We start from the raw sequence: 13,463 nt of genomic DNA on the forward strand, positions 1-13,463 counted from the left end.
CATGCGCATCAGGACTCTCGCATTCTCTATCGCCGGGCTGTTGCTCGCCGGCATTGGCCCAGTGACCAGCGTCCAGGCACAAAGCGCCAAGACCATCGCCGGCGGCTTCGACGTCGGCCCCGGCGGCTTTCCCAAGAACTTCAACCCGCTGGTCGCGACCGGCGGCTACACCTGGCTCAGCACCTATTTCGAACCGCTGGTCATCTTCAATGCCGGGTTGACCGAGATCGAAGGCGACCTCGCCAAGGACTACAAGATCAGCGACGACCAACTGAGCTACACGTTCAATCTGGTCAACGAGACTTGGCACGACGGCAAGCCTTTCACGTCGAAAGACGTCAAGTTCACGCTTGAGCTTGCCAAGAACAAGGCCTCCGGCAGTTTGTTTGCGGCGCGCCTCGCCAACGTCGCCTCGGTCGAAGCGCCGGATGACCACACAGTGGTGGTCAAGCTGTCGAAACCGAACGGCTCGTTGCTATCCATCCTCTCGCAGCTGATGATCCTGCCCGAGCATGCCCTGGCCGCTCTGCCGCCGGAATCGCTGGCGACAAGCACGTGGTGGTCGACAACTCCGGTCGGCACCGGCCCGTTCAAGTTCAATCGCTACGTGACCGACCAATATGTCGAGCTGGCAGCCGATGACGATTATCGCGGCGGCAAGCCGAAGGTAGACGTGCTCATCAACCGCTATTTCGAGTCGCCTGCGGCGGCCGTCGCTGCGCTCCGCGCCGGCGAAATCCAGTTCACTTATGTCGAGCCCGACGATGCGGGATCCTTCAAGACCGACAGCAATTTCAAGGTGATCGAAGGTGCCTCCTACGTGGTCAACTATATCGGCCTCAATCAGAAGGTCGACCTGTTCAAGGATATCCGCGTCCGCCAGGCGATCATGTACGCGATCGATCGCAACGCCATCATAGACAGCCTTTATGGCGGTGCCGCCAAGCCGGCCAATTGCGGCTATGTCGCGCCGCATCTCGTTCCCGAAGGCCTCGAACCCTATGCCTACGATCCGGCCAAGGCCAAGGCGCTGCTGACCGAGGCGGGCTGGGACAAGCTTAACGGCGACAAGCCCATTACCTTGCTGACCTATTACGGCTCGCCGCAAGCGGCCAATGTGATGGCCGCCATCCAGTCGATGCTGGCCGAGGTCGGCATCAATGTGGTGCCGCGCGTCGTCGATACGCCGACCTATAACGGCATCGTCTACAAGGAAGGCACGCCGGATTGGGCCGCATTTCCGATGGTCTATGCCGGCCTTCAGAACGGCCCCAATCCGGCCGGCCTCAACCCCGGCCTCAACAAGTCGCAGATCCCGCCGGCAGGCTTCAACACAATGCGCATCGAGTTCGACGATCTGAGCACTGCGTTGGACGCCGCGCTCGGCCAAACCGATCCGGCCAAGCTCGATCAATCCTGGCAGGAAGTCTGTAAGGTGATGAACAAGGACCTGCCCTGGGCGACGTTGTGGGTGGCCAACCGCTATGGCGTAGCTTCCAACAAGCTGCGTGACTTCGTCTGGACGCCGGCGCCGGGCGGCGGTCCTTATGCGGCTCACCCCGAGCGCTGGGACATCCAGTAAGAACCCTTCAACGAAGCGAGCAGGCGGACCACTTTGGCGCCGCCTGCCACCGCCACGGAAAGCCCATGTTGAGCTTCATCGCCCGCCGCAGCGCTACAGGATTGCTGATGCTGGTCGCGCTCAGCGTCCTCATCTTCATCCTGCTGCGGCTGGCCCCTGGCGATCCGATCGACGCCTATATCAACCCGTCGGTCCCCATGTCTGCTTCCGACCTCGAGGGCCTGCGCGAACGGCTCGGGCTCGACCGGCCGCTTCCCGTGCAATATCTGGCCTGGCTTGGCGCGGCGCTGAGCGGCGACTTCGGCTTTTCGATCCAGCGCAGCGGCGTCGCCGTGCTGCCGCTGGTCATGGAACGCATCGGCCCGACCGCGCTGTTGATGGGCACGGGCCTGGCGATCGCCATAGTGCTCGGTGTTTCTGCCGGCATTTTCAGCGCGGTGCGCCGCAACGCGCCGTCCGACATCGTGCTGTCGGTGCTGTCCTTCGTCGGCATTTCCAGCCCGGCTTTCCTGACCGCGCTGCTTGGACTCTATTTCTTCTCGGTGCTGCTGCGCTGGGCGCCGTCCGGCGGCATGCAGACGGCGGGCGCGCCGTTCTTGGCGACGGATGTGCTTGCGCATCTCATCCTGCCCGCCTGCCTGCTGTCAGTCGGCCATGCCGCGCTGATCATGCGCTACATGCGCGCCTCGCTATTGGAAGTGCTCAATCAGGACTACGTGCGGACGGCCCGTGCCAAGGGCGTGCGCGAGTTCTGGGTGATCATCAAACATGCCACCCGAAATGCGCTCTTGCCGGTCATCACCCTGATCGGGTCGACCGTTGGCATTGCCATCGGTGGCGCCATCTTCCTGGAAAGCGTGTTCAACTGGCCGGGCATGGGGCTGCTTCTGGTCAATGCTGTCGGCACCCGCGATTATCCGGTGATCATGGGTGCCACCCTGGTGATCGGCGTTTGCGTCATCCTGGTCAATCTCTTGACCGATGTCGTCTATGCCGTCGTAGACCCGCGCATTCAGGTGGCGTGATGGCAATCACCGCGCCAGATACGACAGCCAACGGGACAGCCGTGTCGCAGACCAAAGGTCCGCTCCGCCGTGCGCTCGACCGTTTTTTTGAAAACCGCGCGGCGCGTGCCGGGCTTTTGATCGTCATCCCCATCCTGCTGGCGGTTTCGACCTATCCTTTGTGGTGGCCGTTCGGCCCGAACGCCATCGACCTCAGGGCGATGAACAAGGCACCGTCGGCCATTCATTGGCTGGGCAGCGACGGCGTCGGGCGCGACGTCATGGCCCGGTTGCTGCAAGGCGGGCGGATCTCATTGCTGGTTGCCGTCTGCTCGGTCGCCATCTCGACCGTCATCGGCTTCCTGGTCGGTGCCGTCGCTAGCTTTGGCGGGCGTCTCGTCGACGGCACGGTGATGCGCTTCGTCGATCTGGCGATGACGCTGCCGCCGGTGATCTTCCTGCTGGTGCTGGCTTCGATTGCCGGCACCGGCATCGCCCCGACCATATTGGTGATCTCGCTACTCTCCTGGCCGGTGCTGTCGCGCATGGTACGCGCTAGGCTGCTCGAACTGCGCGAGCGCGACTTCGTCGTTGCCGCCCGCGGCATGGGAGCAGGGCTGCCGCATCTGCTGCTCCGGCACGGCCTGCCCAACTGCATCGATATCCTTGTCGTCTACGCCACCTTGCAGATAGCCAACGCCATCCTGCTCGAGGCCGGCCTGTCCTTCCTCGGCCTTGGCATCGCGCCGCCGGAAGCCAGCTGGGGCAACATGCTCAATCTCGCCCGTTCCACCGTCGTGCTGGAAAAATACCCGTGGCAATGGATGTTTCCAGGCGCCGCACTGGTGCTCACCGTGCTCGCGATCAATTTCATCGGCGACGGCCTGCGCGACGCATTCGACCCCCGCTCCGATCTCAACTGACCTGAAGGTTCCTCAAAATGCCTCTGTTTACCGGCGTCGTGCCACCTGTCGTCACCCCGCTCAATGCCGATTTCAGCGTCGACTTCCCATCGTTCACCCGCACCATCGAGAACCTGCTCGATGGCGGCGTTCACGGGCTCTTCGTGCTTGGCTCGACCAGCGAGGTAGTCTTCCACGACGAGGCAGCCCGCAGGGCCATCCTCGAGCACGCGGTTAAGGTCAATAACGGCCGGGTTCCGATCTTTGCTGGGGTCATCGATCCGACGACCGATCGCGTCATCAACCACGCCCGGATCGCCAGATCGGCCGGCGTCGACGCCATCGTCGTCACCGCGCCATTTTATACCCGCACCAGCCAGCCCGAGATCGGCGATCATTTCCGCTATATCAAGGACGCGATCGATGTTCCGGTCATCGCCTACGACATCCCGGTCTGCGTCCACGTCAAGCTGGAGCGCAAGACCACGGTCGGCCTCGCCAGGGAAGGCGCCATTGCGGGTATCAAGGATTCCAGCGGCGATGACGGCAATCTGCGCTACGTGCTCAAGGACATGGCCGACGACCCGGGTTTCTTCGGCATGACCGGCTCCGAGATCCTGGTCGACAGCGTGCTGGCCATGGGTGCGCATGGCGTCGTGCCAGGGCTCGCCAATGTCGACCCGCACGGCTATGTCAGGCTGTGGAACCTCATGCAGGCGGGCCAATATGCCGAAGCCCGCCTGGAGCAGGAGCGGCTGCTGAAGCTGTTCGAGATCGTCTGGATCTCGCTTGGCAGGACAAGCGCCGGCTCGGCCGGCGTCGGCGCCTTTAAGACCGCGATGAAGAGCCTCGGCATTATCGCCTCCAACACCATGGCGCGGCCGCAACGCAGCTTGAATGACGAGGAAACCGCGAAAATCGACGCGATCCTTCGCGATGTGGGGCTGCTCCGCTGAGCGTCGCGCCGATCCTTTCGATTTCCGGCCTGCGCGCGGTGTTCCGCATTGCAGGCCGCGACATCGCGGCGGTAAGGGACGTCGACCTGACGATCGGCTCAGGCGAGACGGTGGCGCTCGTCGGCGAATCCGGGTCAGGCAAGTCCGTCACCAGCCTGTCGATCATCGGCCTCTTGCCGAAAAGGGTCGGACATATCGCCGAGGGGTCGATCGCGCTGCGGCGCAAGAACGGCACGGTCACCGAATTGACCAGCCTCGATGCCGAGTCGCTGCGCAAGATACGCGGCAACGAGATCGGCATGGTGTTCCAGGAGCCGATGACCAGCCTCAACCCGGTCTACACGATCGGCGAGCAGATTGCCGAGCCGATCCGCATCCATCTTGGCAAGTCGCACCGCGAAGCAGCAGCAGACGCCGTGCGGCTGCTGGCTCAGGTCGGCATTCCCGATCCGCAACGGCGGGCGCGGCAATATCCGCACGAACTGTCGGGCGGGATGCGCCAGCGCGCCACCATCGCCATGGCCCTGTCCTGCGATCCCGGCTTGCTGATCGCCGACGAGCCGACGACAGCGTTAGATGTCACCATCCAGGCCCAGATCCTCGATCTGCTGGCCGAGCTGCAGGCGCAGCGCGGCATGGGCATCCTGTTCGTCACCCACAATCTCGGTGTCGTTGCCGAAATCGCCGACCGGGTGGCGGTGATGTATGCCGGGCGTATCGTGGAATCGGGTCCGGTGAGCGAAGTGTTCACCCGTCCGCGTCATCCCTACACCGCAGGATTGATGCGCTCGGTGCCGCGGCTCGGCGAGGCCACGGCGCTGAAGACGGCGGGGACGCCGCTTCCGACGATTGCCGGCAATGTTCCCTCGCTCGCCCTACTGCCCAAGGGCTGTTCGTTCGCGCCGCGTTGCCCGATGGCTATCGCGGCCTGCCGCGCCGTGGTGCCGCCATTGTTTGCGGCGACGCCGACCCAGCAAAGCCGCTGCCTGCGCTGGGAGGAGCTCTGATGGTGGACGCTCCCTTCCTTTCGGTCAGGAACCTGACCAAGCATTTCGCACCGACTGCATTCTCACGCGGCCCTATCGTCAGGGCGCTGGAGGATATTTCCTTTGATGTCAGGCGTGGCCAGGTGGTTGGCCTGGTCGGCGAATCCGGGTCCGGCAAGACCACGATCGGCCGCTCGGTGCTGCGTCTGATCGAGCCGACATCGGGCGAAATCAGCTATGGCGGCACTGACATCACCAGGCTGGGTGCCGCCCAGTTGCGCCGCCAGCGCCGCAAGATGCAATATATTTTCCAGGATCCCTTCGCCAGCCTGTCGCCGCGCATGACGATCGGGCAGATCCTGACCGAAGGCCTGGACATTCAAGGCATTGGCAAGAAGTCCGAGCGGCGGGCGAAGGCCGAAAAGGCGCTTGCCGCGGTCGAGTTGCCGGTCGACGCCTATGATCGCTACGCGCATGAATTTTCCGGCGGCCAGCGTCAGCGCATCGGCATCGCCCGGGCGCTGACGCTCGAGCCGGAATTCATCGTCGCCGACGAGCCGGTCTCCGCACTCGACGTCTCGATCCAGGCGCAAATCATCAATTTGTTGCGCGACCTGCAGCTCCGGCTCGGCCTGACCATGCTGTTCATTTCGCATGATCTGGCCGTGGTCGAATACATCTGCGACACGGTCATCGTGCTCTATCTCGGGCGCATCATGGAAGTTGCGCCGGCGGCCGAGCTCTATGCCCGGCCGCAGCATCCTTATACGCGCGCACTGCTGTCAGCCATTCCGTCGCTCGATCCGCTGGCCAGGCAAGAGCGGCAAGTGCTCAAGGGCGATATTCCAAGCCCGGCAAACCCGCCGTCGGGCTGTGTTTTTCGGACCCGTTGCCCGTTCGCGCTGGAGGCTTGCGCCGGGGCCGTGCCGCCACTGAGGGCGATAGCCGACGGCCATCTGAAGGCCTGCATTCGCGACGACATCGCCTAGGAATGATTGCCCACACAACGGCCAAATAGGTCCCCAATCCCAGGCGTTCATCACCATCCACAGCCTGGTTTCACGAAGCTGTTATAGCGGTCCCCCGTCATTGAAACGTCAGCGATGCCGACCCATATGCAGGCTGCGCCGGATGTTTCCTCCCATTCGTCCGGCGCGTTCCCCTCTGAAGGTTTTCGACCTTCACATCTGGCCGGGCTTTTCAGCCCGGCCCTTTTTTTGCCAGACATTGTCAACGGCAAAATTTGGGTCAACGGCAATTCTGGCTGGCGATCAGCCGCGAACGGTTGAAGGGACGAACAGGACAAAGCTGGCCATCACAGATAGCCATGGACCTCGTCGATCGAGGTCTCGATTGTCGGCTTGTCGAAGACGATCTCGCCGCGCGCCATTGCCACGATCCGGTCGCAGCATTGGAACACGTGGTGTATGTTGTGCGAGATGAAAATGCCGGTGACATTCTGCTGTCTCAGCTCGCGTACGAAGCCGATCACCTTGTCGGTCTCCTTGACCGAGAGGTGATTGGTCGGCTCGTCGAGGATCAGAACCTTCGACTTGAAGTGCATGGCGCGAGCGATGGCAACGCCCTGGCGCTGTCCGCCGGAAAGCTCGCCGACCAGCGCGTCGGGTGATCTGAGGTGCAGGTCGACATCGGCGATCGCCTGCACGCTGTCGGCGCGCATCCGCTTCTGGTCCATCATGCCGAAGCCGAGCAGCGACCATTTCAGCGGCTCGCGCCCGATGAAGACGTTGCGGGCGATCGTCATCGTCGGAACCATGGAATTGTACTGGTAGATCGTCTCCAGCCCGAGCTCCATCGCATGGCGCGGGTTGCGGATGCGCACCTCGCGGCCTTCGATCCTGATCGTGCCGGCATCGGCTTCGTGCACACCGGACAGGATCTTGATCAGCGTCGACTTGCCGGCGCCATTGTCGCCGACCAGCCCGACGGATTCGCCTTGACGGACGGTAAGGCTGACATTCTTCAGCGCATGGACGCCCGAATACCATTTCTCGAGCCCGCTGCATTCGATGATCGGCGTATTCATCGGGCGGTCTCCACCTTGATCCGGCGGGCGGTGCGGCCGAGCCAGGCATTGGCGATGACGGCGAGGATGATGAGCAGGCCGATGGCGAACTTGAACCAGCTGGCGTCGACCCGGCTCATGATCATGCCGGCATCAATGACGCGGATGATGGCCATGCCGACGATGACGCCGAGCACATTGCCGACACCGCCGGCGAGCGCGATGCCGCCGATGACCGCGGCGGCGATGGCTTGCAGCTCCATCGCCTCGCCGAGCGATGGCAGAGGCGAGGCGATGCGCACCACCTGGATGATGCCGGCGATGCCGGCAAACAGCGAGCAGATGACGAAGCAGACGGTCTTCACCAGCGCCGTGGGGATGCCCATCGCCTTGGCCGATTCCAGCGATCCGCCGGTCGCCCGCACCCAGTTGCCGAAATTGGTGCGCTCGAGCAGGAGGTAGACCAGCAGCCCCAGCACGATCATCCACACCACCGAGACCCGGATGATGCCGAGCGGCGCCGAGAAGGCCCAGACCGGCGCACCGTCCGGCAGGCTGGGTGCTGCACCGCGCGCGTAGAGCACCACGGCCAGGCTGCGCAGCATGAACAGCATGCCGAGCGTGGTGATGAAGCTTGGAATGCCGAAGCGGATGGTGATCACGCCGTTGAGGACGCCGACCATGCAGCAGCACAGAAGTGCCGCGACGAAAGCCGGCCAGAACGGCCATCCGGCCGTGGCGAGGCTGCACAGGATCATCGGAGCGAGGCCGAACATCGAACCGATCGAAAGGTCGAATTCGCCGGCGATCATCAGCAAGCCGAAGCCCAGTGCCAGAATGGCAAGTTCGGGGAACAGGCTCATGATGCCGCGCAGGTTCTGCGGATTGAGGAACAGGCCGTGGGTGGCGACGGCGAAGTAGGCGACAAGCACGATCAGCACCCACAGCGCGACCAGCTCGGGCTTGTCCATGTAGATTTTCAGCAAACGCTTCATCCAGCGTCACTCCTGTTGACGGCGAGACCATGGCGGCGGCAATCGCTTGCCGCCGCCCGCGACGTTCTGGATTGCCTAGCGGTAGCCGTCCTTGCTGAGCTGCAGGATATCGTCGACCATGTCGGGGGTGACCACGGCGCTGCCGGTGTTAACGTCATAGGCCGACAGCTTGAATTTCTTGATCAGCGGTGCCTGCAGCACCGGCGCATAGCCCTGGAGGTAAGGCTGCTGGTCGATGTGGAACTGGATGTAGCCCTGCTTCATGGTGTTGAGCACGTCGGGCACCAGGTCGAAGCCGCCCATGGTGATCTGGCCGGGCGCAATGCCGCGGTCCTTCAGCACCGTCACCGCGCCGACGTCCCAGAAGCCGGTGTCGGCATAGGCATTGAGGTCGGGATTGCCGGTCAGGTAATTGCCGAAGCGATCGCCGGTCGTACCATAGTCGAGGCCGGCGTCGATCTCGTCCCAGACGATCTTGCGGTCGGGATGCTCGGATTGCCATTCCTTGAAAGCCATGATGATGCCGTTGGCGCGGGCGCGCGACCAGTTGTCGGCCGGGGCATTGACGCCGATCAGCGCCTTGACGGGGCCGCTGGCCGGGAATTTCGAGGCGATGGCGCGGCCGAGCGCCTGGCCGGCGAGGATGAAGTCCTGGCCGACGAAGGCCAGACGGGCGTTGCCTTTCGCGCCCTCAAGGTCGTCGACATTGGAGGCGATCACCGGAATGCCTGCGTCGATTGCCTCCTTCACCACCTGGTCGAACGCCTTGTTGTCGGGGATCGAGGTGATGATCATGTCAGGGCTCTGGGCGATCGCCGCCTGGATATTGGCGATCTGCCCCTGGACGTCGCTGACCTTGGACACGAGCAGCATCTGGCAGTCGGCCTTGATGAGCGCGCAGGCGTCGTCCATGCCCTTCTTGACCGACAGCCAGAAAGTGTTGCCGCTGTCCGAATGCGTCGTGTAAATAATCCGCAACGGTGCATCCTCCGCCATTGCCGGCATGGTCAGCACGGCAAAACTTGCGGCCAGGATAGTAAGCAGTTTCATCATCGTCGTTCCTCCCGTTTGGTGGTGGTTGATTGGCTTTAGCTTGCCTCGGACACCCGTCGAGTGATCGTGAAGCGCCGGTCGAGATCGGGGCTCAGTTCGAGGCCGAGCCCGGGGCCGGGCGGTACCGTGATCCTGCCCTTGCCGACTTCAGGCAGTGCCGTGACGAGGTCGCGGTACCAGGTGCGGTAAAACGCGCGCACGCTCTCCTGGATCAGCGCATTGGGCGCGTTCAGCGACAGATGGGTAGAGGCGGTAAGCACCACCGGACCGGTGCAGTCATGCGGGGCGATCGGCAGGTGCCATGCCTCGGCCATCGAAGCGATTTTCTTGGCCTCCGAGATGCCGCCGCACCAGGACAGGTCGAGCATCACGATGCCCGCCGCTCCCGTCGCCAGCAGGTCGCGGAAGCGCCAGCGTGTCGCGAGTGTCTCCGAGGCGCAGAGCGGCGCTGTCGAGGCTTCGCTGTAACGCTTGAGGTCGTCCAGAGAATCCATGCGGATCGGATCCTCGTGCCAGTAGGTGTCGTAAGGCGCCAGCGCCCGCGCGATCCTGATCGCCGGCGTCAGCGCCCACATCGAGTGGAACTCGACCATGATGTCGATCTTGTCGCCGACGCGCTTCCTGATCTTTTCGAAAGGCCGAAGCGCCGATTTGAGCTCGGCGGCGCTGATGTGCAGCCCGCCATTGGCCTCGGCCGCCACGTCGAACGGCCAGATCTTCATGGCCGTGATGCCTTCACCCAGAAGTTCTTCCGCCAGATCGTCTGCCCGGTTGAGAAAGGCATCGAGGTCGGCATAGCGGTCGCGGTCGTCGGCGAGACCGTAATTGGCAACCGTCTGGCCGCCTTGCTTCATGTAGGCGGTGCCGGCGCAGGTGTTGTAGGTACGGATGTCGTTGCGGGTGAAGCCGCCCAGCAGTTGCGCGACCGGCTGATTTGTGAGTTTGCCGAAATGGTCCCACAAGGCGATGTCGATAGCCGAATTGCCGCGCATCTCGGCCCCGGTAGAGGCAAAGCCGACATAGCCGGTCAGCGTCTTCCCTATGCGGTCGATCTGGCGCGGATCCTGTCCGAGCAACAGAGGTGCTGCGGTCTCGTGCACATAGGCTTCCACCGCCTGAGCGCCGAAGAAGGTTTCACCGAGGCCGGCAAGACCCTCATCGGTATGGACCTGCACCCAGCAGAGGTTGGGATGCTCTGCGATGCGGATCGTCTCGATCTTGCCGATCTTCACCTGGCTGCGCTCCGCAAGAATGCTTCCTTGACCATGATCTTTTGCTACGCTGACCTTCGGTTCGCGATCACGGCCTAGTTGATGCCGCTGGCCAGCAGCACCTTGACGGTGTTGTCGAAATGCTCGGCCATCATCGCCTCCGCGGCGGCGCGATTGCCCTCTTCGATCGCCGCGGCGATCGCCTCGTGGCAGGCGACGCTTTCGTAGCGGTCGGCATCGGTCGCGCGTGCTGCCCAGCCGATCCGCCAGGTCTGCCGCGTCACCACATGGAACGAGCCGACGATCAGCGAGAACATCGGATTGCGCGAAGCGCGCGCAATGGTCTCGTGAAAGGCGATGTCGTGCTCCATCACTTTGTCGGAATTGCTGAAATCGGCGCGCATGGCGGCAGCCAACGCCTTGATCTCGCGCGCCTCCTTGTCGGTGCGCCTGAGCGCCGCAAGCACCACCGTGCGCATCTCGATGGTGCGGCGCACGTCAAGAATCTGCTGCACCGAAACCTGATCGGTCTGCACGCCGTGATCGATGACAAGGGCCAGCACTTCGGGAACGACCGCCGACACCCGGGCGCGGCGGCCATTGCCGACGTCGATCAGCCTCAGCGCCGCCATCGATCGATAGGCCTCGCGCACAACGGCGCGGGAAACACCGAGCTCAACGCCGATCGCCGCCTCGCTTGGCAGCGGGTCGCCGATCTTCAGGCCCTCCGTGCGAATCATCTGGCGAATGCCGTGGATGACCTTTGAGACAAGGCTGGTCGTGGCCTCCTCGTCCTCCGTCGCATCGCGCTGAAGCGGATTGTTCATTCGAACCTGTATGCTAGGTTTCGGCAAAAATGTAGAAAGCATTGAGCCAACCTATTGTCAATAGCGTCGTATCCGGACTACCAATGCCGCGAGGTTTGCCGAGGAGCGAGAGACGAACGATGAAACCAGCGATTCAGAGACCCTACGCCATCACCATGTGGGACTTTTCCTGGTTGGAGCGCCGCTGGCCGGGCGCCGGCTACGAGGATTGGGACGAGGCGCTGGGCGAGCTCGCCGAACGCGGCTACAACGCCGTGCGCATCGATGCCTACCCGCATCTGGTCTCGGCCGATCCGATGAAAAGCTGGGAGATCCTGCCGGTCTGGGACCAGCTGAATTGGGGCGCCCAATCGCTGATCCATGTCCAGGTGCTGCCGGCGCTGGTCGAGTTCATCGCCAAGGCTAAGGCGCATGGCATCGCAGTTGCGCTTTCGACCTGGTACCGGCAGGATCGCGACGACCTCAGGCTGAGGATCAGGACTGCCGAGGATCAGGCGCGGGTATGGATCGACACGCTGCGCGAGATCGACAAGGCCGGCCTCATCAACCACATCCTCTATGTCGACCTCTGCAACGAATACCCGCTTCCGATATGGACGCCCTATCTCTACGGCGGCACGACAGGCGAGGAATTGAGCCGTGCCGAGCCAAGGGCGCGCGACTGGATGGCCGACTCGCTCAGGCTGATGCGGGCCGCCTATTCCGACATCGATTATACCTTCTCGTTCTGCAGCCAGTACAAGAACTGGAACGACCAGGATGTCTCGATGCTCGATTTCCTCGAGCCGCATATATGGATGGCGCACCGCGAGACCTCGGATTATTATTCCAAGATCGACTACAATCACGAGCAGTTCGATCCGCGCGGCTTCAACAACATCGTTGCCCGCGGCCACAGCGAGTACAAGGCCAACAAAGCCTATTACGACGGCAAGCTGCTCGGCGAGATCGACAACGTCGCGGCCTGGTCGCGCCATGCCGGCAAGCCGCTGGTCACCACCGAATGCTGGTCGCTGGTCGACTACAAGGACTGGCCCGGCCTCGACTGGGGCTGGATCAAGGATATGACCGCGATCGGCACGGAATACGCCGCCAAGAAGGGGCGCTGGAGCGGCATCGCGCCTTCGAATTTCTGCGGGCCGCAGTTCCGCGGCATGTGGCGCGACATCGCCTGGCACAAGCGGCTGACCGACCTGATCAAATCCTCCGCCATCGATGCCGATTTGAAGCGCTGACTAGGAAGGAGGCCGTCTGGCCGGCCGAACAGGAACTGGATGGCCGCTGGGTGGATTCATAGTGTGAGCGTATCGATGCGTTTCGTCAGCGCCACGGGATTGCCAAGCACGCGCAGCGTCTTCAGCCGAGCGGTGCCGCCGGCGACGACCGAGACGGCTGACGCCGGCACGCCAAATCCCTTGGCGACCAGCCTTTCCAGCGCTCGATTGGCGACCCCGTTTTCCGGCACGGCGCGGACGCGAGCCTTCAGATGGCTTCGCCCATCCGCCGTCGTTTCGGGGCCCTCGAGCCTGTCCATCGCTGATTTCGGCGTCAGCCGGACGAACAGGTCGATGCCGTCGGCGCGCGTGCGGAACGGCGCGCTCATGGGACGCCTGAACTCAGACGACCAGCGAAAGCACCGTGGTGAGCAGGAACTGCCGGATGAAGAACAGGATCAGCAGCAGGATGATCGGCGAGATGTCGATGCCGCCGAGATCGGGCATGAAGCGGCGGATCGGCCGCAGCGCCGGCTCGGTCAGCCGATAGAGCATGTTGCTGATGGTGTCGACGAACTGGTTGCGGGAATTGACGACGTTGAAGGCGTAGAGCCAGGAAAATATCGCCGAGGCGATGATGATCCACCAGTAAAGGTCAAGCGCCATGACAATGGTCTGAATGAGGGCGATCATGCCGGTCTCCGATT

The 13,463-nt window shown here is 63.1% G+C and carries 14 protein-coding genes; 7 read left to right on the plus strand and 7 right to left on the minus strand.

Annotated features, from left to right (window positions below):
* The first annotated feature begins 1 nt into the window (after position 1).
* From NKJ08_RS06015 to NKJ08_RS06040, 6 genes are all read left to right on the plus strand, one after another.
* Positions 2-1,582: an ABC transporter substrate-binding protein gene (locus NKJ08_RS06015; RefSeq protein ID WP_352523017.1), complete on the plus strand. Its 1,581-nt coding sequence runs from the start codon at positions 2-4 to the stop codon at positions 1,580-1,582.
* A 65-nt stretch (positions 1,583-1,647) separates the two neighbouring features.
* A complete protein-coding gene (locus tag NKJ08_RS06020; protein ID WP_352523016.1) occupies positions 1,648-2,607 on the plus strand; it encodes an ABC transporter permease in 960 nt (319 codons plus the stop codon).
* The gene (locus tag NKJ08_RS06025) at positions 2,607-3,509 is read left to right on the plus strand and encodes an ABC transporter permease (protein ID WP_352523015.1); all 903 of its coding nucleotides are present in this window, start codon (positions 2,607-2,609) and stop codon (positions 3,507-3,509) included. The genes NKJ08_RS06020 and NKJ08_RS06025 overlap by 1 nt, the downstream gene beginning before the upstream one ends.
* 17 nt (positions 3,510-3,526) lie before the next feature.
* Positions 3,527-4,444: a dihydrodipicolinate synthase family protein gene (locus NKJ08_RS06030; protein ID WP_352523014.1), complete on the plus strand. Its 918-nt coding sequence runs from the start codon at positions 3,527-3,529 to the stop codon at positions 4,442-4,444.
* Complete coding sequence (locus NKJ08_RS06035) at positions 4,441-5,451, plus strand: ABC transporter ATP-binding protein (RefSeq protein ID WP_352523074.1); 1,011 nt, start codon at positions 4,441-4,443, stop codon at positions 5,449-5,451. Before NKJ08_RS06030 ends, NKJ08_RS06035 begins: the two co-directional genes overlap by 4 nt.
* Positions 5,451-6,419: an ABC transporter ATP-binding protein gene (locus NKJ08_RS06040; RefSeq protein ID WP_352523013.1), complete on the plus strand. Its 969-nt coding sequence runs from the start codon at positions 5,451-5,453 to the stop codon at positions 6,417-6,419. Before NKJ08_RS06035 ends, NKJ08_RS06040 begins: the two co-directional genes overlap by 1 nt.
* 326 nt (positions 6,420-6,745) lie before the next feature.
* Here the strand turns inward: NKJ08_RS06040 and NKJ08_RS06045 are convergent, their stop codons facing one another.
* The 5 genes from NKJ08_RS06045 to NKJ08_RS06065 all read right to left on the minus strand — a co-directional run bounded on the left by NKJ08_RS06045 (position 6,746) and on the right by NKJ08_RS06065 (position 11,542).
* The gene (locus tag NKJ08_RS06045) at positions 6,746-7,477 is read right to left on the minus strand and encodes an ATP-binding cassette domain-containing protein (RefSeq protein ID WP_352781531.1); all 732 of its coding nucleotides are present in this window, start codon (positions 7,475-7,477) and stop codon (positions 6,746-6,748) included.
* Positions 7,474-8,451, minus strand: a complete 978-nt coding sequence (locus NKJ08_RS06050) for an ABC transporter permease (protein ID WP_352523011.1) — start codon at positions 8,449-8,451, stop codon at positions 7,474-7,476. Before NKJ08_RS06050 ends, NKJ08_RS06045 begins: the two co-directional genes overlap by 4 nt.
* A gap of 75 nt (positions 8,452-8,526) precedes the next feature.
* Positions 8,527-9,504: a sugar ABC transporter substrate-binding protein gene (locus NKJ08_RS06055; protein ID WP_352781532.1), complete on the minus strand. Its 978-nt coding sequence runs from the start codon at positions 9,502-9,504 to the stop codon at positions 8,527-8,529.
* A gap of 35 nt (positions 9,505-9,539) precedes the next feature.
* Complete coding sequence (locus NKJ08_RS06060) at positions 9,540-10,736, minus strand: mandelate racemase/muconate lactonizing enzyme family protein (protein ID WP_352775098.1); 1,197 nt, start codon at positions 10,734-10,736, stop codon at positions 9,540-9,542.
* Positions 10,737-10,810: 74 nt separating this feature from the next.
* Entirely contained in the window at positions 10,811-11,542 is a 732-nt protein-coding gene (locus NKJ08_RS06065) for a FadR/GntR family transcriptional regulator (RefSeq protein ID WP_352523008.1), read from the minus strand.
* A 119-nt stretch (positions 11,543-11,661) separates the two neighbouring features.
* Here NKJ08_RS06065 and NKJ08_RS06070 point away from each other — a divergent pair, with 119 nt between their 5' ends.
* Entirely contained in the window at positions 11,662-12,777 is a 1,116-nt protein-coding gene (locus tag NKJ08_RS06070) for a cellulase-like family protein (protein ID WP_352523007.1), read from the plus strand.
* A gap of 56 nt (positions 12,778-12,833) precedes the next feature.
* Here NKJ08_RS06070 and NKJ08_RS06075 read toward each other — a convergent pair whose 3' ends face one another.
* Positions 12,834-13,145 carry a DUF167 family protein gene (locus NKJ08_RS06075; protein WP_352523006.1) on the minus strand — a complete coding sequence of 104 codons (312 nt, stop codon included), beginning with the start codon at positions 13,143-13,145 and terminating at the stop codon, positions 12,834-12,836.
* Between the two features lie 13 nt (positions 13,146-13,158).
* Positions 13,159-13,449, minus strand: coding sequence for a YggT family protein (locus NKJ08_RS06080; protein ID WP_023678162.1), 291 nt, complete (start codon positions 13,447-13,449; stop codon positions 13,159-13,161).
* Between the last annotated feature and the right edge of the window lie 14 nt (positions 13,450-13,463).

This window comes from Mesorhizobium sp. M0244 (assembly GCF_040321795.1).
Lineage (GTDB): Bacteria > Pseudomonadota > Alphaproteobacteria > Rhizobiales > Rhizobiaceae > Mesorhizobium.

Excerpts from the sequence above, each read along its gene's own strand:
- NKJ08_RS06080 (WP_023678162.1), bottom strand. The coding sequence starts at position 13,449 with ATGATCGCCCTCATTCAGACCATTGTCATGGCGCTTGACCTTTACTGG.
- NKJ08_RS06065 (WP_352523008.1), bottom strand. The coding sequence starts at position 11,542 with ATGAACAATCCGCTTCAGCGCGATGCGACGGAGGACGAGGAGGCCACG.
- NKJ08_RS06020 (WP_352523016.1), top strand. The coding sequence starts at position 1,648 with ATGTTGAGCTTCATCGCCCGCCGCAGCGCTACAGGATTGCTGATGCTG.
- NKJ08_RS06070 (WP_352523007.1), top strand. The coding sequence starts at position 11,662 with ATGAAACCAGCGATTCAGAGACCCTACGCCATCACCATGTGGGACTTT.
- NKJ08_RS06055 (WP_352781532.1), bottom strand. The coding sequence starts at position 9,504 with ATGATGAAACTGCTTACTATCCTGGCCGCAAGTTTTGCCGTGCTGACC.
- NKJ08_RS06040 (WP_352523013.1), top strand. The coding sequence starts at position 5,451 with ATGGTGGACGCTCCCTTCCTTTCGGTCAGGAACCTGACCAAGCATTTC.
- NKJ08_RS06050 (WP_352523011.1), bottom strand. The coding sequence starts at position 8,451 with ATGAAGCGTTTGCTGAAAATCTACATGGACAAGCCCGAGCTGGTCGCG.
- NKJ08_RS06025 (WP_352523015.1), top strand. The coding sequence starts at position 2,607 with ATGGCAATCACCGCGCCAGATACGACAGCCAACGGGACAGCCGTGTCG.
- NKJ08_RS06030 (WP_352523014.1), top strand. The coding sequence starts at position 3,527 with ATGCCTCTGTTTACCGGCGTCGTGCCACCTGTCGTCACCCCGCTCAAT.
- NKJ08_RS06075 (WP_352523006.1), bottom strand. The coding sequence starts at position 13,145 with ATGAGCGCGCCGTTCCGCACGCGCGCCGACGGCATCGACCTGTTCGTC.
- NKJ08_RS06045 (WP_352781531.1), bottom strand. The coding sequence starts at position 7,477 with ATGAATACGCCGATCATCGAATGCAGCGGGCTCGAGAAATGGTATTCG.
- NKJ08_RS06015 (WP_352523017.1), top strand. The coding sequence starts at position 2 with ATGCGCATCAGGACTCTCGCATTCTCTATCGCCGGGCTGTTGCTCGCC.